A 23516-nucleotide genomic window follows, 5' to 3' on the forward strand; every position below is an offset into this window, starting at 1 on the left:
GGTTAAGCACCGCTTTATTAATCATAGTCATTAAACAATGAAATCACCAAAGTGAGTGATATGATTCGGATTCCTGGAGATTAGCCAAAGCGGTGTGAGCTTTCCCGTAAGCGGGACAACCACTGTACCGTTTCGTTGTCATCGTCCTGCTGAGCGACGACATAACCGTGTGGTAACGTTTGATCAAGCACTGTTTTTGCTGCGGCGCTTTGCGCAGGGGAATCGAAGGTAATGAGCAACATGTCATTTTTAGGCGTAATGCTTTTAAAATGAATGCCGTTCGCATCCAGATGATGCAGAACTGAGAAGCCGTCTGGCATACTGGCGCCCTGGTTAACCGCGCGAATGGCCAGCGTCGACTCTTGCTGACGCAGCGTTGACCACGTCATCATGAGTATGGTCAGCATCAGCAGAAAAGCGCTGATCCAAATGAGTTGTCGGGCAGTTATGCGTGGTTTAAGCATAAGTTATCCCCGGCTCCCATACTTCTTTTTCCACAGCATGACCAGTGAACCCGCCAGGCCAAAAAAGAGCAGCACCACGGGCAGCAACATCAGGCATGACATTAGCTGATCTTCATACTTCATAAAGACGGGCGTTTTGCCCAGCAGATAGCCCAGCGACGTCAGGATAAGCACCCACAACAAGCCACTCATCCAGTTGAAAAACTGAAAGCGCGCGTTATTCAGGCCGGATATGCCGGCAATGGTGGGCAGCAGTGTTCTGACAAACGCGATAAAACGGCCTATCAATAATGCCGACAGGCCGTGTTTATGGAAAAGGTGATGGGCGTGTTGATGATAATGTGCGGGGAGATGAGAGAGCCAGTTTTGCACGGTGCGGGTATTCCCCAGCCAGCGGCCCTGAATATAGCTCACCCAGCAACCCAGGCTGGCCGCGACGGTAAGCAGCAAAATGGTTTGTGGAAAACCCATCGCGCCTTTGGCGATCAGCACGCCGACCAGGATCAACAGGCTGTCGCCAGGCAAAAAGGCGGCAGGGAGCAGCCCATTTTCCAGAAACAAAATCATAAATAACACAAAATATAACATGCCAATCATGGAAGGATTGGCCAGTGTTTCAAAGTCCTGAGCCCACAGGGCATTCAGCAATTGAGTCAGTAGTTCCATTCAGTATTCCTGGAGAATCGGTTAACGTCACGCCGGTGATCTGAGGTTTGCACTGCCGCAACAGAGTTGGAGTTTTTATCAGCGTTGCGGAAACGGCAAATTCGCGGCCTGAACTATTCCTTGCTAAGTTGTGAAGTAAGCAAGCACTAACACACAAAAATTCAAAATGCATCTAATTGTAACAAAGGTCAACGAAGTCCGTTATAGAAATTACGCGTCGTTGAGCTTTGATTTTGCTTATCGCAAGGGAGGGTGGCGAGAGGATTTACACAGGCTGACACTTTATACTTTACGCTGACCGAGCGCCGCGGCAGACGCCATCTACATATAACGTTACGCGAGGATGTCGCGTGTGGATATAAATTCGCTTTACGTCACAGCCTACGGATTGGGAGATTCAGATTTATCGTCACGCCGGATGGCACGCGCCATCCGGCATCGATAATCACTTAGCTACGCAAGGCGTTATTCGCCAGACGTTCGTCCTCTGCCTGGCAGGCTGCCGCAGTGAACAGAACATCGGTAGATGAGTTCAGCGCCGTTTCACACGAATCCTGCAATACGCCGATAATAAAGCCGACCGCTACTACCTGCATCGCGATATCGTTCGGAATGCCAAACATGTTGCACGCCAGCGGGATCAGCAGCAATGAACCGCCTGCCACGCCGGAGGCGCCGCAAGCACACAGCGAGGCCACCACGCTCAGCAGCAGCGCTGTAGGCAGATCCACCGGGACGCCTAACGTATGGACTGCCGCCAACGTCAGAACCGTAATGGTAATTGCCGCGCCGGCCATATTGATAGTGGCACCCAGCGGAATGGAAACGGAGTAAGTATCCCTGTCCAGATTCAGTTTTTCGCACAGCGCCATATTTACTGGAATATTGGCGGCAGAGCTGCGGGTAAAGAAGGCATAAACGCCGCTTTCACGCAGGCAGGCGAACACCAGCGGATAAGGGTTGCGACGAATTTTCCAGAATACCAACAGCGGGTTGACCACCAGCGCGACCAGCAGCATACAGCCAATCAAGACGACCAGCAGGTGCGCATAACCCCACAGGGTGGAGAAGCCGGTGGTTGCAAGCGTTGATGAAACCAGACCAAAAATACCGACTGGCGCGAAACGGATCACCAGTTTCACCATAAAGGTCACGGCGTTAGACATATCGTTCACGAGGTTTTTGGTGGTTTCATTGCCATGACGCAGGGCAAATCCCAGACCGACGGCCCATACCAGAATCCCGATATAGTTAGCGTTCAGCAGCGCGTCGATGGGGTTCGACACCATACTCATCAGCAGACCGCGCAGGACTTCTACAATGCCGGACGGCGGCACGATATCCTGGGCGCTACTGGACAGATGCAGCGTTGAAGGGAAGGCGAAGCTGAACACAACGGCCGCCAGCGCGGCTGAAAAGGTGCCTAGCAGGTAAAGAAAGAGAATAGGGCGAATATTGGTTTTTTGGCCGTGCTGGTGGTTGGCGATCGAGGCCATTACCAGCATCAGCACCAGAACGGGGGCGACCGCTTTTAAGGCGCCGACGAACAGGGTGCCAAGCAAGCCAACCGCTTCCGCCGCAGGCTTAGAAATCCATGCCAGTAAAATCCCCAGTACCAGACCCACTAAAATTTGTTTAACCAGACTGCCTTGCGCTAAACGCTGCAGTAGCCCTGATGCTCGTTGCGTAGCCATTTCATGTTCCTTGTATTGTGTTGCTGGTCATCCCCTGCACGCTCTTACGGCGCATCTTTCAGGATGTAACAAAGTGTTTGCCTGGTTGAGTATAAGGAAAGTTGAAGGTTCGGGAAGCGAAATATCCTGGATTTTTTGCTGTGATCATGTTTTATAACTTTATATTAACAGTGTTGTGACATGTTAAACAAAAACGCCCGGCAGGTGTGCGCTGCCGGGCGTTTTTGATGGGGCAGGTTTACCCCGATAAAAGATTATTGCGCTCGTAGTTTCTTATCGCGCTGATGGTTAACCCAGGCGTTAATCACCAGCGTAATGGTCAGAATGCCAAACACTACGCCCAGCGAAATCGCGATAGGAATATGGTAGAAGTCGACGATCAGCATCTTAATGCCGATAAAGACCAGAATGACCGCCAGACCATATTTCAACATTGAGAAGCGTTCCGCCACGCCGGACAGCAGGAAGTACATCGCGCGCAGTCCTAAGATGGCAAACAGGTTAGAGGTCAGTACGATGAACGGGTTGGTGGTGACCGCAAAGATCGCCGGAATACTGTCAACGGCGAAGATCGCATCGCTGAACTCAACCATAATCAGCACCAGCAGCAGCGGCGTGGCATACAGCAGGCCGTTTTTACGTACGAAAAAGTGCTCGTTCTCGATCGTATCGGTCATGCGCAGATGCCCGCGTAGCCAACGCACCATCGGTTTTTCGCTAATGCCGGATTCGTCTTCCTTCGCCAGCGCCATTTTTACGCCGGTAAACAGCAGGAAGGCACCGAACACATACAGCAGCCATTCGAACTGAGTGATAAGCCAGGTACCGGCGAAAATCATGATAGTACGCAACACGATCGCGCCAAGAGCCCCATACACCAGCACCCGGCGTTGCAGAGTCGGAGGGACGGAGAAATAGCTAAACAGCATCAGCCAGACAAAGACGTTATCTACGGCCAGCGACTTTTCAATCAGATAGCCGGTAAGGAACGCTAATGCCTGCGGGTCAGCAACTTCGCGCCCTTGCGTTTCAGCCAGATACCACCAGAAAGCGGCGTTAAACAGTAGCGAGAGCGTTACCCACAGGATTGACCATCCTGCTGCTTGTTTCATCGACATAGCATGTGCGCCACGGCGTCCCTGCAACAACAGGTCGATGGATAGCATTATCACCACAACAACCGCGAATCCACCCCATAATAATGGCGTACCAACAGTATTCATTATTTCTCCCCATGCAAAAAAAAACGGCTAACGCCGAATGGCATTAGCCGCTGCTTTTATGCATAGACCTTGCCATTCGGCAAGGTCTCACTTACAACAATAAAGGAATACGCTGACGCATTCCTTTATGGCTGCCCGGTGACCGGATGTGGTTTTGCACACATCGTAATGACGATCGACCGGCAATGAAGTTACTCCCCTTTGCGCGTAACAAAGTATGACAGGCCACGCGTAGAGTCAATGACCTGTAACATATGATTTACATAATTTTACGCAGTAAGGGGATGGGTCAGATCGTCCGCCGGGAAGATGACCCCGGTTTGACGGCGTATTTCTGTCAGCCATTTTGCCGTGGCGCGACTTAGCGACAACCCCGGATGTTCCACGGCGTGGTTTTCAATAAGCTGGGCAAACGCCCCGGCTTCATACAGCATGGTATTAATATGCTGGGGCTGGGTCAGATCCTGCATCAGCGCGCCGCGCGGCGCAAAACACACTTTCTGGCATTCCGACAGCTTTTCAATGACCAGCGATCCCCTCTCGCCCTGAATTTCACTGGCCAGTACCGAGTCGCTGACTTTGGAATGCTGTAGCGTGACGCTAAAATCGCCGTAATCCATAACCACGACGCCGTGCGCATCTACTCCGCTTTCCAATAAATTCGCCGACGCCTGCACGCTGCGCGGCTCGCCCCATAGCGCGATCGCCGACGCCAGACAGTAATACCCGATATCCATAATCGAACCATTGGAGAAGGCCGGATTAAACGTATTCGGATTTTCACCGTTCAGATAGCGCTGATAACGTGAAGAGTACTGGCAGTAATTTAGGAATGCTTTGTGCATTCTGCCGATTTTTGGCAACGATTCCCGCAGCAGCAGGAAATTGGGCAGGCAGGCGGTTTTAAAGGCTTCAAACAGTACCCGCTGATTATCGCGCGCGCAGGCGATAGCGGCATCAACCTCCGCCAGGTTAGAAGCCAGCGGCTTTTCGCACATGACATGTTTTTTATGCTGCAAAAAGTGCTGCGTCTGGGAGAAATGCAGGGAATTCGGGCTGGCGATATAAACCGCCTCAATCGCGTCGCTTTGCGCCATCGCTTCCAGCGAGGTAAACAGATGCTCGACGGGATAATCATTTGCGAAAGACTGCGCCTGTTCAAGACTACGGGAGTAAACGGCGGCGAGCCTGAATTTGCCGGTTTCATGGGCGGCGTCGACAAACTGGCGCGTGATCCAGTTAGTCCCAATTACAGCGAAACGTATCATAAACGTCAGCGGACTCCAGAAAGGGATTTTCGTCAATGTAGCACGCCTTTCCGCCCTTGCCAGTGCGCTGCGACGCACTCTGGCATTTTACTGGCGAGAAGGGCACCCGTGTGCGCTATCAGCCCCAATAGTGACGCCAGCGCCCAGATATTTAGGCTGACGATGCAAAATTTTGGCATCCAGTACTGCGCTAACCCGCGCCAGCTTTTCCCGAAGTCGTGTGTAGGTTCCGTGCCTTTTATTCAGATCCGGCGCGTTAACGCCGATAGCGTCAATGCCATATTGTTGCGCCAGCCAGATCGCCCGTTGATTATGAAATGCTTGCGAGATAATCGTAATGCGGCTTTCGCCAAACACTTTCCGGGCGCGAACCACGGAGTCCAGCGTGGAGAATCCGGCATAATCACAAAAAATGGCCGCTTCCGGCACACCTTTCGCTATCAGCGCCTGCTGCATCGCCGAAGGTTCATCGTACTCTTTTTTGCCGTTATCGCCGCTGACTAACAGCCACTTCACTTTACCGGCGTGATACAAAGCGGCGGCAGTATTAATCCGCCGGGTAAAATACCGATTGCCGGGTTTAGCGCCTAACACCAGCCCGACGTTGCGGGCGGGAACGGTCTGAATGTCATTCCATGTCAGATGCTGTGAGGCGTTGACGATAAGCCAGTTGGAATAGAAAAGCGCGACGGCTGCTGCGACAAGCAGAAAGCACGCCACTGTTAACGCCCGGCGTGTAAAACAGAGGCGGCGGATAAAACGGGCACATTGTGGGAGCATGGTCGTTGCGCGGTTCCGTTGGCGGTGGATAAAAAATACCCTCTACAGATCGTCATCCTTGACGTGGCGGTAGGCAATGAGCGAAATGTGAACGCGTCGATTTTATGCCCACGCCGTTAAAAAGATACGGGGGAAGGGGCATTTTCAGAATTTATTGTGCCGACAGCGCCTGATGCGTCAGCCACAGGCGCGTATCAAACTCCAGTTGATGGTACTGTGGCTCCATATGGCAGCAGAGCTGATAAAACGCTTTGTTATGATCTTTCTCTTTCAGGTGCGCCAGTTCGTGAACCACAATCATTCGTAAGAATGGCTCCGGGGCGTTGCGAAACACGGTGGCGACGCGGATCTCCGCCTTGGCCTTGAGCTTGCCGCCCTGAACGCGCGAGACAGCGGTATGCAGTCCCAGCGCATTTTTCAGCACATGGATCTTGCTGTCATACATCACTTTATTGATGGGCGGCGCATTGCGCAGAAACTGACTTTTCAGTTCCTGAGTATAGTGATATAGCGCTTTGTCAGTGGCGTAATCATGCGCGCCGGGATAACGTTTTTCCAGCACCGCCCCCAGGCGCTGCTCGGCGATTAAGGCGCGCACCTGGGCAAGGAGATGTTCCGGATACCCCTGAAGGTAAGTTAGTGAGGTCATCAAAGCTCCATGTTGCTGATAAAAAGTGTATACTCACGCACCCTTTTCAGGGATAACGCCGCAATTTTACCATTCAGGAGGCCTAATGAGCCACGTAGACGACGGTTTCCGTTCACTGACGCTGAAACGTTTTCCGCAAACGGATGATGTTAACCCGCTTCTGGCGTGGGAGGCGGCCGATGAGTATCTGCTGCAACAGTTGGATGAGACGGAAATTCGCGGCCCGGTGCTGATCCTGAATGATACGTTTGGCGCGCTAAGCTGTGCGCTGGCGGAGCATTCGCCATACAGTATTGGCGATTCGTATTTAAGCGAACTGGGTACGCGAGAGAATTTACGCCATAACGGCATCGCGGAGTCCAGCGTAACGTTTCTCGACAGTACCGCTGACTACCCGCAGGCGCCGGGCGTGGTATTGATTAAAGTACCGAAAACACTGGCGTTGCTGGAACAGCAGTTACGCGCTTTGCGTAAGGTCGTTACGGCGCAAACGCGTATTATCGCCGGCGCGAAAGCGCGTGATATTCATACCTCTACGCTGGAACTGTTTGAAAAAGTACTGGGCCCAACCACGACGACGCTGGCGTGGAAGAAAGCGCGCCTGATTAACTGTACCTTCAGTCATCCGCAACTGGCCGACGCGCCGCAAACGCTAAGCTGGAAACTGGAAGATACAGGCTGGACGATTCACAACCACGCGAATGTGTTTTCTCGTACCGGATTGGATATCGGCGCGCGCTTCTTTATGCAACATTTGCCGGAAAACCTCGACGGGGAGATTGTCGATCTTGGCTGCGGCAATGGGGTGATTGGCCTGAGCTTACTGGCGAAAAATCCGCAGGCGAACGTGGTATTTGTCGATGAATCGCCGATGGCGGTAGATTCCAGCCGTTTGAATGTAGAAACGAACCTGCCGGAAGCATTCGAACGCTGCGAATTTATGATCAACAACGCGCTCTCCGGCGTGGAGCCGTTCCGTTTTAACGCGGTGTTCTGCAACCCGCCGTTCCACCAGAAACATGCGCTGACGGACAATATCGCCTGGGAGATGTTCCATCACGCCCGCCGCTGCCTGAAAATCAACGGCGAACTGTATATTGTGGCGAACCGCCATCTGGACTATTTCCACAAGCTGAAGAAGATTTTCGGTAATTGCGCGACGATAGCAACCAACAATAAATTTGTCATTTTGAAAGCGGTGAAGCAGGGACGCCGTCGATAAGGCGCTCAAGCGTCATACCGGCCTATAAAACCGGTATGACGGCATAGGCCCGATAAGCGCAGCGCCATCAGGTAAAGTCGTTAAATCTCCAGCGCCAGTCGGGTGCCCTGGGCAATCGCCTGTCGGGCATCCAGCTCCATCGCGACATCGCATCCGCCGATAAGATGTACCGTTTTACCTGCGGCGCGTAACGGGTCCGCCAGTTCACGGCGAGGTTCCTGTCCGGCACAGATCACCACATGATCCACTTCCAGCAACTGCGGTTCGCCGCCGATCAAGAGATGTAATCCGTCGTCGTCGATCTTCTGGTAACTGACCGCCGGGATCATCTTCACGCCGCGCGCCAGTAACGTCGCGCGATGGATCCAGCCGGTGGTTTTACCTAACCCTTCGCCCGGCTTGCTGGCTTTGCGTTGCAGCATGACGATTTGCCGTGGACTACGTGCCAGGCGTGGGCCTTCCGGGCGCAGACCGCCTGCCTGTTGCAGGCTGGTATCAATTCCCCATTCCGTACAAAATTCAGCAATATTTTGGCTGGTGGATTCGCCGTGCTGGCTCAGATACATGGCCGTGTCAAAACCGATCCCGCCGCAGCCGATGATCGCCACTCGCTTACCAACCGGCGCCTTATCGCGCAATACCTCCAGGTAGGTCAATGTCTTTGGATGATCGATACCGTCTATCGGCGGGCGGCGCGGTACTATTCCACAAGCGAGGATCGCTTCGTCAAACGGCTGAAGATCCTCTGCGTTCACCCGTTGGTTCAGTTTCAGCGTAACGCCAGTAATATCGATCATTCGACGGTAGTAGCGCAGCGTTTCGTAAAACTCCTCTTTACCCGGGATCTGCCTGGCGATAGTAAACTGGCCGCCAATTTCACTCTGGGCGTCAAACAGCGTGACATGATGGCCGCGCGACGCGGCGTTAATCGCGAAAGCCAGCCCCGCCGGGCCTGCGCCGACAACGGCCAGATTCTTTTTGCGTATGGCCGGCGTTATCGGCATGTGGGTTTCGTGACAGGCGCGCGGGTTCACCAGACAGGAGGTCACTTTGCCGATGAAGATCCGATCCAGACAGGCCTGATTACAGCCGATACAGGTGTTGATCTCATCTGCGCGTCCGGATTGCGCTTTAGTCAGGAATTCGGCATCGGCAAGGAAGGGACGCGCCATCGACACCATATCGGCATCGCCGCGCGTCAGGATCGTCTCGGCGACCTGCGGATCGTTAATGCGATTAGTCGCGATCAGCGGAACCGACACATGACCTTTGAGTTTCCGCGTCACCCAGCTAAAGGCGCCACGCGGTACTGGCGTGGCGATGGTCGGGATTCGCGCCTCATGCCAGCCAATGCCGGTATTAATTAGGCTTGCGCCTGCGGCTTCAATGGCTTGCGCCAGTTGTACCGTTTCGTCGAACGTGCCGCCATTTTCCACCAGATCGAGCATCGACAGGCGATAGATAATAATAAAGTCGTTCCCTACCCGCTGGCGTACCGCGCGTACTACCTCAACCGCGAAGCGCATACGGCTGGTATAGTCGCCGCCCCATTCGTCATCGCGATGGTTAGTTCGCCGCGTGAGAAATTCATTAATCAGATAGCCCTCTGATCCCATCACCTCTACGCCGTCGTAGCCTGCTTCCCGCGCCAGCTGCGCGCAATGTGCGAAGTCGTCGATTAACTGCAAGATTTCATCATGCGTCAGTTCATGTGGCATAAAGCGGTTGATTGGCGCCTGAATTGCCGACGGCGCGACCAGGTGCGGCTGATAGCTGTAACGTCCGGTGTGCAGAATTTGCAGCGCGATTTTACCGCCTTGCGCATGTACGGCATCGGTCACCACGCGGTGAGGCTTTAACTGGCTGGCATCGTTCAGCATCGCGCCGCCGGTCATCACGACCCCGGAGGGAACGGGCGCAATACCGCCGGTGACGATTAACGCTACGCCGTGTCGCGCGCGCTCGGCATAAAATGCCGCCAGGCGCTCAGCGCCATCAGGATGTTCTTCCAGACCCGTGTGCATCGATCCCATCAGCACACGGTTTCTGAGAGTAGTAAAGCCCAGATCGAGCGGGGCGAATAGCGACGGGTAGCTCATAAGCGTATCCAGTATGTAAAATTATTGTTATGTAGTCGGATGAGTTACTACTGTAGCCGTCGCGAGGTAAAAGGGAAAAGGGGAATGTGGTGATTGTGATGGGATTCAAAAAAGAGGCCGCGACCCGGGGAAAACAGGCCGGATAAGCACAGCGCCATCCGGCATCGTTTTTAAACCTCTTCAACGCTCACCTGCATTGCCGCCAGCGCATTACGCGCTGATTTCAATACCTGTTCGCACAGTTCAATGGTTAGCGTGAGCGGTGGCTCGATACGAATTGTTTTCGCATTATTCAGCGTACCAGCGACCAGCACGCGTTGACGGAACATCTCACTGGCAAAACGGTAGCCCGTTTCGTTATCGACAAATTCAATGGCCATCAACATACCTTTGCCGCGCGCCTCGTGTACCAGATTGGGATATTCACGCGCAAGTTGTCGAAAACTATCCAGGAGCGTATCGCCTTTTTGTTCCGCCTGGGCCGGGAGGTTTTGTTCCAGCAGGACGTTAATGGTCGCCAGCGCGGCAGCACAAGCCAGCGGGTTACCGCCAAAAGTGGTGGTATGCAGGAAGGGGTTGTCGAACAGAACCGAAAACACCTCTTCAGTCGCGATGGTGGCGCCAATCGGCATCACGCCGCCGCCCAGGGCTTTCGCCAGACACAGAATATCAGGCTGCACATTTTCGTGCTCGCAGGCAAACATCTTGCCGGTACGCCCCATGCCGGTTTGTACTTCATCCAGAATCATCAGCGCGCCGAATTCGTCACAGAGCTTACGTACCTCTGTCAGGTATCCCTGCGGCGGCAGGATCACGCCGCCTTCACCCTGAATAGGCTCCAGAATCACGGCTGCTATCTCGTCGCCCGTTTTTTTGCCTTCGCTAAATGCCATGCTCATCGCGTCGATATTGCCAAACGGCACATGGCGGAAGCCCGGCAGTAAAGGCATAAAGGGTCTGCGGAAGGTGGATTTGGCCGTGGCGGAGAGCGCGCCCAATGATTTGCCGTGAAATGCGCCGCTGGTGGCGATAAAGGTAAACTTGCCGCGCGGCGACTGATACGCTTTTGCCAGTTTTAGCGCCGCTTCGACGGATTCGGTGCCGCTGTTACAGAAAAAGCTGTACTTGAGTTTCCCCGGTGTCAGCGCCGCCAGCGTTTTTGCCAGCATCGCCCGCAAGGGATCAAGTAACTCCTGGCTGTGGAGAGGTTGTTTTGCGAGTTGATTCTGGACGGCGGATACCACAACAGGATTACGGTGCCCCACGTTAAAGATGCCAAACCCCCCAAGACAGTCGATAAACTCCTGCCCCTGGGTGTCGACAAGCGTATTCAAACTGCCCGCTTGCCACTCTACGGCTCCGTAATCCCCGCCAGCGGTAACAGATTTCCGGTATTCCAGAAATCCTGGATTTACATGCTCTTTAAAGTAGTCAATGACCTCTCGGTTTAGTGCTTTCATTTCCTCATGGTTTAGCGTTCGCTTCTCGATGAGATTCAGTGCGTGCGCGCTACAGGCCAAAGCCGATGCGCTGGAAGGTAACCTGTTCAAAATGAGCTCCAGAGGGCCGTGTATCACATGATACTGAATTAAGTATTGCAGGGATTAGCGGGGGTCTAAGCCCATAGTGAAAATCGGGATAAACACCAGGAATAATCACATTTACACAACATTTAATGTTATGCGTTAACAATTGGATGCATTTTGAGCAGATCTTGTTTTACGGTTTACGGTGTGTTGCGTTAGCGGCGGCGTGAGAAAAAGGTGAGCCAGGGCAGATTTTAAAGAAAAAGGTTGTCCACGCTAAACAATTTCATAATGAAAATAAGGCGCAGGATGAGGTGAAAATCGTACAAATATTAAGGATTAATCGCAAATTGCGATCCAGAGCAATTTTAACAACTAAAGATAAATAGATTAGCGCCGAAATAACATCTGAGCGAAAAATTAACATCCAGATAACCTGCACAGGACGCCATCATGTCTTCTCATCCCTACGTCAGCCAGCTAAATACCCCGCTGGATGATGATACCACTCTGATGTCTACGACCGACCTGGAAAGCTATATCACTCACGCCAATGACACTTTTGTCCAGGTGAGCGGCTATCAGTTAAACGAGTTACTGGCGCAGCCACATAATCTGGTGCGTCATCCGGATATGCCGAAAGCTGCCTTCGCAGATATGTGGTACACCCTAAAACAGGGCGAACCGTGGAGCGGCATTGTGAAAAACCGGCGTAAAAACGGCGATCATTATTGGGTGCGGGCCAACGCGGTACCGATGATACGTGAAGGGCGTGTGACGGGATATATGTCGATCCGTACCCGCGCCACGGATGATGAGATTGCCGCCGTCGAGCCTTTATATCAGGCGCTAAATGAAGGGCGGTGTAGTAAACGTATTCATAAAGGCTTGGTGGTTCGTCAGGGCTTGCTGGGCAAACTGCCCGCGATGCCTGTTCGCTGGCGAGTGCGTAGCATTATGGGGCTAATGGCCGTAATGCTGGCGTTGGCGCTGTTCGGTACGGATGCCTCATGGCAGGCGTTGTTGTTGGGCGCGTTGGCGATGCTGGCAGGTACGGCGCTATTTGAATGGCAAATTGTGCGTCCCATTGAAAATGTGGCGACGCAGGCGCTGAAAGTGGCGACCGGCGAACGCAACAGCGTACAACACCTTAATCGTAGCGATGAGTTGGGGCTGACGCTGAGGGCCGTGGGGCAGCTTGGCTTGATGTGCCGCTGGCTGATCAATGACGTATCAAGTCAGGTGTCCAGCGTCAGAAACGGCAGTGAAAGGCTGGCGAAGGGTAACAATGATCTGAACGAACACACCCGTCAGACCGTGGAGAATGTTCAGGAAACGGTAACGACCATGAACCAGATGGCGGAGTCCGTGAAGCTCAATTCCGAGACGGCTTCCGCTGCGGATAAGCTTTCCATGGCGGCCAGTAGCGCGGCGACTCAGGGAGGTGAGGCGATGGATACGGTGATTAAAACGATGGATGATATCGCTCACAGTACGCAACGTATCGGGACGATCACCACGCTAATTAACGATATCGCTTTTCAGACGAATATCCTGGCGCTGAATGCGGCGGTAGAAGCGGCGAGAGCGGGCGAGCAGGGGAAAGGGTTTGCCGTGGTTGCTGGCGAGGTACGCCATCTTGCCAGCCGCAGCGCTAACGCGGCGAACGATATTCGTAAATTAATTGATGCCAGCGCAACAAAGGTGCAGTCAGGCTCCGAGCAGGTTCACGCCGCAGGCCGTACCATGGATGACATTGTAGCCCAGGTGCAAAATGTCACCCTGCTTATCGCACGGATCAGCCAGTCGACGCAGGAACAGACAGATGGGCTTTCCAGCCTGACTCGCGCCGTGGACGAGTTGAACCGCATAACCCAGAAGAATGCGGCGCTGGTGGAAGAGAGCGCACAAGTCTCCGCGATGGTAAAACACCGTGCCAGCCGGCTGGAGGATGCGGTCACGGTACTGCATTAAGTTTATTTGTAGGTAGCAACGGTAATGACATCCGCCCGGTAGCAACAAGCTTACCGGGCGGATGTGCTCTGATAGAAGGCGGTGCCTGCCATCATAGAGAGTACCAGTGGCCTGTGATGTTAAAAATAATGTGATATTTATTCCTTCTCCCTTGTCTACCTATTAATAGGTATAAACTCAGTTAATAAATAAGAAATGGTTAACCTTTTAGCGTATTTCTTTCATTATTAGTGCCAATTTATGTCACTTTTGGTTCATCTTTCTGTGAACAATAAATATTACTTACTAATAATGTTCCGAAATAAAAAGCGATCAATATCATAAAGTTAGTAACATTGTTGCCGATAAATCTTCCTGTATGAGGATATGCAATCCCAGGGAGAAAATATGTTTTTGCATAACATTAAAATACGTTCAAAATTATTTATGGCCTTTGGCTTATTCATTGTTCTCATGGTGGTGAGTTCCGCTCTGTCTTTGTTTAGCCTTGATCGGGCTAATACGGATATGCAGAACATTATTACCAATGATTATCCCACCACGGTAAAAGCCAATCTGTTAATCGATAATTTTAATGATTTCATCATCGCGCAGCAGCTCATGTTACTGGATGAAGAGGGGCGCTGGAGCCAGAGTTCGCAGAAAGAGCTGGATGAAATAAGCCAGCGTATTACGGCGTTACTGGATGAGCTTTCCAGCAATCGTCACGATGCGGCTTCGCAGAAAATCATTACCGAGATCCGTGAAGCGCGCCAGCAATACCTGGAGTCCAGATTCCGTATTTTGCAAGATATTCAAAGCCATAATCGTCAGGCGGCCATTCAGGAGATGATGACCAGAACGGTGCAAGTGCAAAAGGTCTATAAGGACAAAGTTCAGGAACTTATCGCCGTTCAGGATGCGCAGATGCACAACGCGGGCGTGCAGGTCGAAGGAGATTTTAAAACTAACCGGACGCTGTTAATTACCCTGGCGCTGATAAGCATCGCTGCCGGATGCGTAATGGGATGGTATATCGTACGTTCCATTACCCGACCGCTTGATGACGCAGTACGCTTTGCCGAGGCGATTGCCGATGGCGATCTGACTCGCCATATCACCACCGACTATAAAGATGAAACAGGCGTACTACTGCAAGCATTAATGGCGATGAAAACGCGTCTGCTGGATATCGTACAGGAAGTGCAAAACGGTTCGGAGAGTATCTCCACGGCGGCGGCGCAAATTGTCGCCGGTAACCAGGATTTGGCCGCGCGTACGGAAGAACAGGCCAGCTCGGTTGAAGAAACGGCGGCGTCGATGGAACAGATTACCGCCACGGTTAAAAACACATCTGACCATACCAGTGAAGCGACCAAACTCTCTGCCGGCGCCGCCAGCGTAGTGAAAAACAATGGGGAGATGATGAATCAAGTGACGCAGAAAATGCGCGTCATTAACGATACGGCAAATCGTATGTCGGATATCATCAATATCATTGATTCCATTGCCTTTCAGACCAATATTCTGGCGCTGAACGCGGCGGTTGAAGCGGCGCGTGCGGGCGAACATGGACGTGGTTTTGCCGTTGTCGCCGGAGAGGTTCGCCAGTTGGCGCAAAAGAGCGCCTCGTCAGCCAGTGAAATCCGTAATTTGATTGAAGATTCAACCAGTCAGACTCAGGAAGGGATGCACCTGGTGGAGAAAGCCAGCGCCCTGATTAATGGCATGGTGGATAACGTCGAAGAGATGGATGTGATATTACGCGAGATTGGGCAGGCCAGCCGTGAGCAAACTGACGGTATTTCGCAGATTAACAGCGCGATTGGCCTGATTGACGCCGCCACGCAACAAAACTCCTGCCTTGTGGAAGAGTCTGTTGCCGCCGCAGCGTCGCTGAACGAACAGGCGTTACATTTAAAAGAGCTGGTTAACGTGTTCCGCGTCCGCGAAGAGGACACGCAGCCCGCTTAATCCAGTTCGGCGATTTCCAGCGCCGCGCGATCAATCACGCCGATAATGCGTTTGATTTGCGCGTCGTTGATATCGCTGTGGTTTATCCGCAGATCCAGCACGGCCTTGAAGTTATCCAGCGCCCGCTTCATCTGCGGATTTTTACGTAACTCCATGCCCACACAACGGGCTTTTAGCCGCGCCTGAATATGCGTCAGGTGTTCGCGATTTTCATCAAGCCATTGCGCGCCGTTCGCGGTAATCGCGATTTTTTTCCGCCCGCCTTCTTCGTCGCTAATCGTGATAAATTGCTGATCCTGTAAAAAATCCAGCGTAGGGTAGATCACGCCAGCGCTTGGCGTATAGCCGCCCCCCGTCAGGTTTTCTATCGCTTTAATCAGTTCATAGCCGTGGCTGGCGTCCCGGGTCAGGATATCAAGAATGACCAGCCGAAGTTCCCCGTGGCCAAAAAATCGCTGACGTCGACCACCGCCCTGTCCATGACGACCACAGCCGTGTCCGTGACGGTGTTCGCCGCCGCAACTGGCCTTCTCATGCTGATGCGCGCTATGGCAGCCTTCATGCTGATGTTCTCGATCTTTACAGCAGCCGTCGTGCTTATGATCCTGGTTTTTGCAACACCCTTCATGTTGATTTTGCATCATTGCCTCCTGCTTATTTAGATATATCTAATTTATATCTAAATGATGGGTTTTAGCAAGGGTAAAAGCCATTGTTGATATAATCTATTAATTTATAACATTTTATTCTAAGGTTATAGTTAGCGACGCGTTGCCAGAACACTATCAAAAAACAGTTGCATTTTTACTGATTAACAATCATTATCATTTAAAATTTTAATTTAGATATATCGTATTACTTCACGAAGGCAAAAAATGACGACATCATCCGCACGCTATCCACAGCGTGTTCGTAATGAACTGCGTTTTCGCGAGCTGACCGTTCTGCGGGTAGAACGTATTAGCGCAGGATTTCAGCGGATCGTACTTGGCGGCGAGGCGCTGGACGGTTTCACCTCCCTGGGCTTTGACGATCACACGAAAGTTTTTTTCCCTGAGCCAGGCTGTCGCTTTACGCCTCCGACAGTCACTGAGGAAGGCATTATCTGGGGGGAGGGCGTTCGTCCGGTCTCCAGGGATTACACGCCGCTGTATGACGAGGCGCGTCGCGAGCTGGCGCTGGATTTCTTTATCCACGATGGCGGCGTAGCCAGCCGTTGGGCAATGGAAGCCCGTGAAGGCGATACACTGACGATCGGCGGGCCGCGCGGTTCGCTGGTGGTGCCGGAAGATTATGCCTGTCAGGTTTATGTCTGCGATGAGTCCGGTATGCCTGCGCTACGTCGTCGTCTGGAATCGCTTAGCCGTCTGCCTGCGCGCCCTGCGGTAACCGCGCTGGTGAGCATTCAGGATGCGGCATATCGCGATTATCTCGCCCATTTGACGGATATTACTGTGGAATATGTTGTTGGCGGCGATGAACAGGCAATGCAAACGCGCCTGTCGCAGCTGACAATACCAGAATCAGACTATTTCATCTGGATTACTGGCGAAGGCAAAACGGTAAAACGTTTAAGTCAGTGCTTTGAAAAGGGGTTTGATCCACACCTGGTACGTGCGGCAGCCTATTGGCATCGTAAATAGCGGTATGGGGCGAGCCCTGTCAGAAACAAAAAGGCCACTCTTTAGAGTGGCTTAATTATATGATTTTGAAGCTAAAATTTGGTGGCCCCTGCTGGACTTGAACCAGCGACCAAGCGATTATGAGTCGCCTGCTCTAACCACTGAGCTAAGGGGCCGTGGCGGTGGATTATAATGTAACTTTACGCTGTAATCCAGCCGTAACCGTGCGGGTGCTGTTTTTATAAACAATGTGTTTTCAACCCGTTATACTTAAAGAACGTTGTATTGCTCAGGAGTAATAATGGTTAAGGACATACTGGCGCCAGGGCTACGGGTGGTTTTTTGCGGCATCAATCCGGGACTCTCCTCGGCGAATACCGGCTTTCCGTTTGCGCATCCCGCGAATCGTTTTTGGAAAGTTATTCATTTGGCCGGTTTCACCGATCGACAGTTGAAACCGGAAGAGGCGGAAAAATTACTGGATTTTCGCTGCGGGGTAACGAAACTCGTCGACCGACCGACGGTACAAGCGACTGAGGTGAAGTTGCATGAATTACGTAGCGGCGGACGAAACCTGATTGAAAAAATAGAGGACTACCAGCCCGCGGCGCTGGCGGTGCTTGGTAAACAGGCTTTTGAACAGGGGTTCAGCCAGCGCGGTATCGCCTGGGGTAAACAAAAGATCGCCATTGGCGCGACGATGGTGTGGGTGTTGCCGAATCCCAGTGGCTTAAACCGAATTAAAACGGAAAAACTGGTCGAGGCCTATCGCGAACTGGATCAAGCGCTCATTATGCGTGGGCTATAGCAATGAGGAATGAGGGCGCGAATACTCGCGTTGTGTAGAGATTCTGCAGGCCAAATAGGGCGCTCGCGCATGACTTGATAAAAAAACGCCGCCTTGCGGCGGCGTTTATACGTGTGCGGCGAATTAATCGTCGAGGAAGCTGCGCAGCACTTCAGAACGGCTCGGGTGGCGCAGTTTACGCAGCGCCTTCGCTTCGATCTGACGGATACGTTCGCGGGTAACGTCGAACTGTTTACCCACTTCTTCCAGCGTGTGGTCGGTGTTCATATCGATACCGAAACGCATACGCAGGACTTTCGCTTCACGAGCGGTCAGGCCAGCCAAAACGTCGTGAGTGGCGGCGCGCAGGCTCTCGGTGGTGGCAGAGTCCAGCGGCAGCTCGAGGGTGGTATCCTCGATGAAATCACCCAGATGCGAATCTTCATCGTCGCCGATCGGCGTTTCCATGGAGATAGGCTCTTTGGCGATTTTCAGCACCTTACGAATTTTATCTTCCGGCATCAGCATCCGTTCAGCCAGCTCTTCCGGCGTTGGCTCGCGGCCCATCTCTTGCAGCATCTGGCGAGAAATACGGTTGAGCTTGTTGATGGTCTCAATCATATGCACCGGAATACGGATGGTGCGCGCCTGGTCGGCGATAGAGCGGGTGATCGCCTGACGGATCCACCAGGTTGCGTAGGTGGAGAACTTGTAACCACGACGGTATTCGAACTTATCTACCGCTTTCATCAGACCGATGTTGCCTTCCTGAATCAGATCGAGGAACTGCAGACCTCGGTTGGTATATTTCTTGGCGATAGAAATAACCAGACGCAAGTTCGCTTCAACCATCTCTTTTTTCGCACGGCGGGCTTTCGCTTCACCAATGGACATGCGACGGTTGATGTCTTTCACCTGTTCGATGGTCAGACCGGTCTCTTCTTCAATCTGCCGCAGTTTTTGCAGGCAGCGTTGCACTTCTTCCGCGACATCGTGCAGTTTTTCCGACCACGGTTTGTTCATCGCGATAGCGGCGTTGAACCAGGTTTCGCTGGTTTCGTTACCGGTAAACAGCGTGATAAAGTTCTTCTTCGGCATTTTGCACTGCTCGACGCAGAGCTTCATGATCAGACGTTCCTGAGTACGCACGCGATCCATCATCACGCGCATACTGTTGACCAGATAGTCGAATTGCTTCGGTACCAGACGGAACTGTTTGAACACTTCAGACAGCTTCAGAATCTCTTCCTGCGCGGCAGCATGGCTGCGGCCTTTCGCTTTGATGGTGTCGCGCGTAACGACGTATTGCGCGCGCAGCTCAGCGAATTTTTCGCGTGCCAGTTCAGGGTCAATGCTGTTGTCGTCATCGGCGGCGTCATCGTCGCCGTCTTCTTCATCTTCGTCTTCGTCATCATCCAGGTCTTCCTGGGAGAGTTCAGAACCGACGTGAGTTGCGGTCGGCGCCATCTCCTCTTCCGCGTTCGGATCGACAAAGCCGGTGATAAGATCGGACAAACGAGCCTCTTCAGCCTCAACGCGATCGTACTGTTCCAGCAGATAGGTAATGGCTTCCGGGTATTCGGCAACGGAGCATTGAACCTGGTTGATCCCGTCTTCGATACGTTTAGCGATGTCGATTTCGCCTTCCCGGGTCAACAGTTCAACAGTGCCCATTTCACGCATATACATGCGTACCGGGTCAGTCGTACGACCGATTTCAGACTCAACACTGGACAGAACTTGTGCAGCAGCTTCTTCCGCATCTTCATCGGTGCTGGTGGTATTTTCAGCCAGCAGCAGATCATCGGCATCAGGCGCTTCTTCCATTACCTGAATACCCATGTCGTTGATCATTTGGATGATATCTTCAATTTGATCTGAATCGACGATATCTTCCGGCAGATGGTCATTGACCTCAGCATAGGTCAGATAGCCTTGCTCCTTACCACGGGTGACAAGAAGTTTCAGCTGTGACTGCGGGTTTTGCTCCATAAGACGGTATCCACACTTATTCGTTTGATTGGTGTCGACGGTATAGCTGTCGACATTTAAAGCGAGGGCATACTTATATTTTGGCCGCTGCCTCTCACTGCGGCTGTCGGGGGCTTCCCGATCGATATGCGGCATTTAAGCCGTTAAATTCATTTTCTGGCCAGCTCCTGGTTTAACGTCCAGAGCTCTCGGCGTTCTTCGCTGCTTAAACCGTGAGTGCGATCGCGAGCGATCAGCTCTTCTTGTCGCAGTTGCAGCAGCGAATCAAACATATGGTTGAGTGAGTCGGTAAAGGTCTTTTCGGCAATCGCCTTATCTGCTATATCGTCCCACATCGATAATTTTTCAAGGGTCGCAGCATCATTTGTGCCACGGTAGAGTTCCAGAAGTTGTCCGGTAGTAAGACCTGGCTGAGCCAAACAAGTTTTGACCAATTCTTTAAATAAGCCAAGTCCAGGCAGCTTATTCTGATCCAGCGCGTCTAAGGGCGGCACTAACGGCGCGAGATCCGGATTTTGCACCAGTAATCCTATCAGTATACGCATGGTCGTGCGTTTTAGCTGCGGAGCCGGGCGGGAAACGCCGCTTTCCGCCTGTTTTGGCACTAAACGATCAAGCTGACTATCATCGAAAATGCCTAACTTCAGCCCCAACGTCTGGCGCAGCTGAATACGGTGCGCGTCGCCAGGCACCTGATTAATGAGCGGCAGCGCCAGCGCGGCTAACTGCGTGCTGCCATCCGGCGAGCTTAAATCCACTTGCGGCAGGAGGCTATTAAACAGAAACGTAGAGAGCGGCTGCGCCTGCTCCATCCGCGCTTCAAAAGCCGCCTTGCCTTCTTTACGCACCAGCGTATCCGGGTCTTCGCCGTCAGGTAAAAACATAAAGCGTACCTGCCGACCGTCGGTCATATAAGGCATTGCTGTTTCCAGCGCTCTCCAGGCGGCATCACGGCCAGCCCGGTCGCCGTCGTAACAGCAAATCACGTTGTTCGTCGCCCGGAATAACATATGCATATGGTCTGCCGTGGTTGAGGTACCCAGCGAGGCGACCACATAGTTAATGTCGTATTGCGCTAGTGCGACGACATCCATATAACCTTCGACCACAAGCAAGCGTTGCGGTTCAGCACTATATTGCTGAGCCTCATAAAGACCATATAGCTGGCGGCCTTTATGGAAAATGTCCGTTTCCGGAGAGTTAAGGTATTTCGGCGTGTCGTTCCCCAGAACTCGACCGCCAAAACCAATCACCCTGCCGCGTTTGTCCCGAATAGGGAACATGACCCGATTACGGAAACGATCGTAAGTGCTGCCCTGCTCGTTATTGACCAGCATTCCGGCATCCAGCAACAATGCCTTGTTATCGCTGTTATTACCGAAGCGCTTTAACGCGTTATCCCACCCTGGCGGCGCGAAGCCAATGGCGAAACGCTGAATAATTTCAGCGCTCAGACCGCGCTTTTGCAGATAGTCACGCGCAGGTTTTGCCGCAGGATGGGTAAGCGACTGCTGATAAAAGTCATTCAGACCATTCATCAACTGATAGAGGTTTTGCCGTTGATGGCGCTCTATCTGGCTAAGCCCGGTGCCTGCTTCATAGGGAATTTCCAGGTTATGCATGGCCGCTAATTCTTCGACGGTTTCGACAAATTCGAGCTTGTCGTAATTCATCAAAAAGTCGATCGCATTGCCATGCGCGCCGCATCCAAAGCAGTGATAAAACTGTTTTTCACCGTTTACGGTGAAAGAAGGGGTTTTCTCATTATGGAATGGACAACACGCGTGATAGTTCTTGCCCTGTTTCTTGAGTTTTACGCGCACGTCGATCAGATCGACGATATCGGTTCTCGCCAGCAGGTCATTAATAAATACGCGTGGGATTCGTCCAGCCATATGCCCCTTTTATACACGTCATTCTTCAGGCTGCCGTAGTGTTGGCTACGTTTGCTCACCCCTGTCGCTGACTTGCGTAAGCGCCGGGGACTTGCTCTCTTGCCGCCTGGACGCAGCATGAATGATTTTGTGTATATGCTAATGCATAAACGAAAACAAGCCGCGCATTCCTTTCGGAAGCACGGCCTTACAACTACAACTCGATCTGAATTGAGAGCAGCCCGCTCTCAAAAGATTAGTACAGACGAGTACGGCGTGCGTTTTCGCGAGCCAGTTTCTTCGCGTGACGTTTCACTGCAGAAGCTTTAGCGCGCTTACGTTCGGTCGTCGGTTTTTCATAGAACTCACGACGACGAACTTCCGCCAGAACACCTGCTTTTTCGCAGGAACGCTTGAAGCGACGCAGAGCTACGTCGAACGGCTCGTTTTCACGTACTTTAATTACCGGCATGTGCCTCTCACCTTTGATTAATTCGGTTTGCCGCTGGCATCAACGCCAGCTTATTTCAAAATGGTGCGGAATTTTACTGCAATTGCTGCTGCTTTGTAAAGCACCGCGGCCTTTTTTGAAAGGGACTTTTATAAGGTGAGGGAGTATACACGAAGTCGGGACTGAGGGTATACATCCACCCGCATTCGACCTACACTGCGCGGTATTAGAGCGAGGTAAAACAAGTCATGCGTGTACTGGGTATTGAAACATCCTGCGATGAAACCGGCATCGCTATTTACGACGACAAAAAAGGTTTGTTAGCCAACCAATTGTATAGTCAGGTGAAATTACATGCTGACTACGGCGGCGTAGTGCCTGAACTGGCTTCCCGCGATCATGTGCGTAAAACCGTGCCGCTGATTCAGGCGGCATTAAAAGAAGCCGGTCTGACGGCGAGCGATATCGACGCGGTGGCCTATACCGCAGGCCCGGGCCTGGTCGGCGCGCTGCTGGTCGGCGCAACCGTCGGGCGTTCGCTGGCATTTGCCTGGAATGTGCCGGCCATTCCTGTACACCATATGGAAGGGCATCTGCTGGCGCCGATGCTGGAAGATAATCCCCCGGATTTCCCGTTTGTGGCGCTGCTGGTCTCCGGCGGACATACGCAGCTCATTAGCGTGACCGGAATTGGTCAGTACGAACTGCTGGGCGAGTCGATTGACGATGCCGCCGGCGAAGCGTTTGATAAAACTGCCAAATTGTTGGGGCTGGATTATCCTGGTGGCCCGATGCTGTCGAAAATGGCGTCGCAGGGGACGGCGGGACGTTTTGTCTTTCCGCGCCCGATGACCGATCGTCCGGGGCTGGATTTTAGTTTTTCCGGTCTGAAAACCTTTGCCGCTAACACCATTCGTAGTAATGGCGACGACGAACAAACTCGCGCTGATATCGCGCGCGCTTTTGAAGATGCGGTCGTGGATACGCTGATGATCAAGTGCAAGCGCGCGCTGGAAAGCACCGGTTTTAAGCGTCTGGTCATGGCGGGCGGCGTCAGCGCTAACCGCACGCTGCGCGCGAAGCTTGCCGAAATGATGCAAAAACGCCGCGGCGAAGTGTTCTATGCGCGCCCGGAATTTTGTACCGACAACGGGGCGATGATCGCCTATGCCGGAATGGTGCGGTTTAAGGCGGGCGTTACGGCGGATCTTGGCGTAACGGTACGTCCGCGCTGGCCGCTGGCCGAGCTGCCGGCGGCGTAAAAGCGGAAAA

19 protein-coding genes and 1 tRNA gene are annotated in these 23516 nt (G+C 52.6%); 6 read left to right on the forward strand and 14 right to left on the reverse strand.

Features of this window, described 5'->3' with window-relative positions; translation table 11 throughout:
- Window positions 1-80: 80 nt before the first annotated feature.
- The 7 genes from mzrA to J4685_RS11660 form a co-directional block, all read right to left on the reverse strand.
- On the reverse strand, window positions 81-464 hold the full coding sequence (mzrA, locus tag J4685_RS11630) for an EnvZ/OmpR regulon moderator MzrA (RefSeq protein WP_000917516.1): 384 nt from the start codon (window positions 462-464) through the stop codon (window positions 81-83).
- Between the two features lie 3 nt (window positions 465-467).
- Window positions 468-1130, reverse strand: a complete 663-nt coding sequence (gene yqjA, locus J4685_RS11635; protein WP_000422138.1) for a DedA family general envelope maintenance protein YqjA — start codon at window positions 1128-1130, stop codon at window positions 468-470.
- A 449-nt stretch (window positions 1131-1579) separates the two neighbouring features.
- Window positions 1580-2824 (reverse strand): serine/threonine transporter SstT, encoded by a 1245-nt coding sequence (gene sstT, locus J4685_RS11640; RefSeq protein WP_000235363.1) that lies wholly within the window; start codon window positions 2822-2824, stop codon window positions 1580-1582.
- A gap of 254 nt (window positions 2825-3078) precedes the next feature.
- Entirely contained in the window at window positions 3079-4047 is a 969-nt protein-coding gene (locus J4685_RS11645) for a TerC family protein (RefSeq protein WP_001098838.1), read from the reverse strand.
- A 269-nt stretch (window positions 4048-4316) separates the two neighbouring features.
- Window positions 4317-5315 (reverse strand): Gfo/Idh/MocA family protein, encoded by a 999-nt coding sequence (locus J4685_RS11650; protein WP_024131587.1) that lies wholly within the window; start codon window positions 5313-5315, stop codon window positions 4317-4319.
- A gap of 87 nt (window positions 5316-5402) precedes the next feature.
- On the reverse strand, window positions 5403-6095 hold the full coding sequence (locus J4685_RS11655; protein ID WP_000937453.1) for a vancomycin high temperature exclusion protein: 693 nt from the start codon (window positions 6093-6095) through the stop codon (window positions 5403-5405).
- Window positions 6096-6246: 151 nt separating this feature from the next.
- Complete coding sequence (locus J4685_RS11660) at window positions 6247-6744, reverse strand: M48 family metallopeptidase (RefSeq protein WP_000202966.1); 498 nt, start codon at window positions 6742-6744, stop codon at window positions 6247-6249.
- Window positions 6745-6829: 85 nt separating this feature from the next.
- On the opposite strand from J4685_RS11660, the gene rlmG reads away from it, so the two are divergent.
- Window positions 6830-7966 carry a 23S rRNA (guanine(1835)-N(2))-methyltransferase RlmG gene (gene rlmG / locus J4685_RS11665; RefSeq protein ID WP_000019989.1) on the forward strand — a complete coding sequence of 379 codons (1137 nt, stop codon included), beginning with the start codon at window positions 6830-6832 and terminating at the stop codon, window positions 7964-7966.
- Between the two features lie 80 nt (window positions 7967-8046).
- On the opposite strand, the gene J4685_RS11670 is transcribed toward rlmG, so the two are convergent.
- A complete protein-coding gene (locus J4685_RS11670) occupies window positions 8047-10065 on the reverse strand; it encodes an FAD-dependent oxidoreductase (protein WP_000121509.1) in 2019 nt (672 codons plus the stop codon).
- A gap of 170 nt (window positions 10066-10235) precedes the next feature.
- A complete protein-coding gene (gene ygjG / locus J4685_RS11675) occupies window positions 10236-11615 on the reverse strand; it encodes a putrescine aminotransferase (RefSeq protein ID WP_072156856.1) in 1380 nt (459 codons plus the stop codon).
- 429 nt (window positions 11616-12044) lie between these two features.
- On the opposite strand from ygjG, the gene J4685_RS11680 reads away from it, so the two are divergent.
- Window positions 12045-13565 carry a PAS domain-containing methyl-accepting chemotaxis protein gene (locus J4685_RS11680; protein WP_000094645.1) on the forward strand — a complete coding sequence of 507 codons (1521 nt, stop codon included), beginning with the start codon at window positions 12045-12047 and terminating at the stop codon, window positions 13563-13565.
- Window positions 13566-13952: 387 nt separating this feature from the next.
- Window positions 13953-15518: a methyl-accepting chemotaxis protein gene (locus J4685_RS11685; protein ID WP_000478454.1), complete on the forward strand. Its 1566-nt coding sequence runs from the start codon at window positions 13953-13955 to the stop codon at window positions 15516-15518.
- On the opposite strand, the gene J4685_RS11690 is transcribed toward J4685_RS11685, so the two are convergent.
- Window positions 15515-16162, reverse strand: coding sequence for a PadR family transcriptional regulator (locus J4685_RS11690; protein WP_001582501.1), 648 nt, complete (start codon window positions 16160-16162; stop codon window positions 15515-15517). The genes J4685_RS11685 and J4685_RS11690 overlap by 4 nt on opposite strands.
- Before the next feature lie 231 nt (window positions 16163-16393).
- On the opposite strand from J4685_RS11690, the gene J4685_RS11695 reads away from it, so the two are divergent.
- Window positions 16394-17161, forward strand: coding sequence for a siderophore-interacting protein (locus J4685_RS11695; protein ID WP_000213686.1), 768 nt, complete (start codon window positions 16394-16396; stop codon window positions 17159-17161).
- Window positions 17162-17240: 79 nt separating this feature from the next.
- On the opposite strand, the gene J4685_RS11700 is transcribed toward J4685_RS11695, so the two are convergent.
- Window positions 17241-17316, reverse strand: a tRNA-Ile gene (locus tag J4685_RS11700).
- A 125-nt stretch (window positions 17317-17441) separates the two neighbouring features.
- Between J4685_RS11700 and mug the strand changes: the two genes are divergently transcribed.
- Window positions 17442-17948: a G/U mismatch-specific DNA glycosylase gene (gene mug, locus J4685_RS11705; RefSeq protein ID WP_000237776.1), complete on the forward strand. Its 507-nt coding sequence runs from the start codon at window positions 17442-17444 to the stop codon at window positions 17946-17948.
- A gap of 123 nt (window positions 17949-18071) precedes the next feature.
- Here the strand turns inward: mug and rpoD are convergent, their stop codons facing one another.
- The 3 genes from rpoD to rpsU form a co-directional block, all read right to left on the reverse strand.
- Complete coding sequence (gene rpoD / locus J4685_RS11710; RefSeq protein ID WP_001120159.1) at window positions 18072-20054, reverse strand: RNA polymerase sigma factor RpoD; 1983 nt, start codon at window positions 20052-20054, stop codon at window positions 18072-18074.
- Window positions 20055-20068: 14 nt separating this feature from the next.
- Window positions 20069-21814: a DNA primase gene (gene dnaG, locus J4685_RS11715; protein ID WP_000918869.1), complete on the reverse strand. Its 1746-nt coding sequence runs from the start codon at window positions 21812-21814 to the stop codon at window positions 20069-20071.
- Between the two features lie 235 nt (window positions 21815-22049).
- Window positions 22050-22265, reverse strand: coding sequence for a 30S ribosomal protein S21 (gene rpsU / locus J4685_RS11720; protein ID WP_001144069.1), 216 nt, complete (start codon window positions 22263-22265; stop codon window positions 22050-22052).
- 227 nt (window positions 22266-22492) lie between these two features.
- On the opposite strand from rpsU, the gene tsaD reads away from it, so the two are divergent.
- Window positions 22493-23506, forward strand: coding sequence for a tRNA (adenosine(37)-N6)-threonylcarbamoyltransferase complex transferase subunit TsaD (gene tsaD / locus J4685_RS11725; RefSeq protein ID WP_001264389.1), 1014 nt, complete (start codon window positions 22493-22495; stop codon window positions 23504-23506).
- The last annotated feature ends 10 nt before the right edge of the window (window positions 23507-23516 follow it).

This window comes from Salmonella sp. 32100201201700099SM (assembly GCF_017572645.1).
Lineage (GTDB): Bacteria > Pseudomonadota > Gammaproteobacteria > Enterobacterales > Enterobacteriaceae > Salmonella > Salmonella enterica.

What these genes read in the sequence shown, in the direction of transcription:
- mug (WP_000237776.1), top strand. Translation starts at nt 17,442, where the DNA reads ATGGTTAAGGACATACTGGCGCCAGGGCTACGGGTGGTTTTTTGCGGC.
- J4685_RS11645 (WP_001098838.1), bottom strand. Translation starts at nt 4,047, where the DNA reads ATGAATACTGTTGGTACGCCATTATTATGGGGTGGATTCGCGGTTGTT.
- J4685_RS11670 (WP_000121509.1), bottom strand. Translation starts at nt 10,065, where the DNA reads ATGAGCTACCCGTCGCTATTCGCCCCGCTCGATCTGGGCTTTACTACT.
- sstT (WP_000235363.1), bottom strand. Translation starts at nt 2,824, where the DNA reads ATGGCTACGCAACGAGCATCAGGGCTACTGCAGCGTTTAGCGCAAGGC.
- rpoD (WP_001120159.1), bottom strand. Translation starts at nt 20,054, where the DNA reads ATGCCGCATATCGATCGGGAAGCCCCCGACAGCCGCAGTGAGAGGCAG.
- tsaD (WP_001264389.1), top strand. Translation starts at nt 22,493, where the DNA reads ATGCGTGTACTGGGTATTGAAACATCCTGCGATGAAACCGGCATCGCT.
- J4685_RS11680 (WP_000094645.1), top strand. Translation starts at nt 12,045, where the DNA reads ATGTCTTCTCATCCCTACGTCAGCCAGCTAAATACCCCGCTGGATGAT.
- J4685_RS11695 (WP_000213686.1), top strand. Translation starts at nt 16,394, where the DNA reads ATGACGACATCATCCGCACGCTATCCACAGCGTGTTCGTAATGAACTG.
- J4685_RS11660 (WP_000202966.1), bottom strand. Translation starts at nt 6,744, where the DNA reads ATGACCTCACTAACTTACCTTCAGGGGTATCCGGAACATCTCCTTGCC.
- J4685_RS11685 (WP_000478454.1), top strand. Translation starts at nt 13,953, where the DNA reads ATGTTTTTGCATAACATTAAAATACGTTCAAAATTATTTATGGCCTTT.
- J4685_RS11650 (WP_024131587.1), bottom strand. Translation starts at nt 5,315, where the DNA reads ATGATACGTTTCGCTGTAATTGGGACTAACTGGATCACGCGCCAGTTT.
- J4685_RS11690 (WP_001582501.1), bottom strand. Translation starts at nt 16,162, where the DNA reads ATGATGCAAAATCAACATGAAGGGTGTTGCAAAAACCAGGATCATAAG.
- rpsU (WP_001144069.1), bottom strand. Translation starts at nt 22,265, where the DNA reads ATGCCGGTAATTAAAGTACGTGAAAACGAGCCGTTCGACGTAGCTCTG.
- rlmG (WP_000019989.1), top strand. Translation starts at nt 6,830, where the DNA reads ATGAGCCACGTAGACGACGGTTTCCGTTCACTGACGCTGAAACGTTTT.
- mzrA (WP_000917516.1), bottom strand. Translation starts at nt 464, where the DNA reads ATGCTTAAACCACGCATAACTGCCCGACAACTCATTTGGATCAGCGCT.
- yqjA (WP_000422138.1), bottom strand. Translation starts at nt 1,130, where the DNA reads ATGGAACTACTGACTCAATTGCTGAATGCCCTGTGGGCTCAGGACTTT.
- J4685_RS11655 (WP_000937453.1), bottom strand. Translation starts at nt 6,095, where the DNA reads ATGCTCCCACAATGTGCCCGTTTTATCCGCCGCCTCTGTTTTACACGC.
- dnaG (WP_000918869.1), bottom strand. Translation starts at nt 21,814, where the DNA reads ATGGCTGGACGAATCCCACGCGTATTTATTAATGACCTGCTGGCGAGA.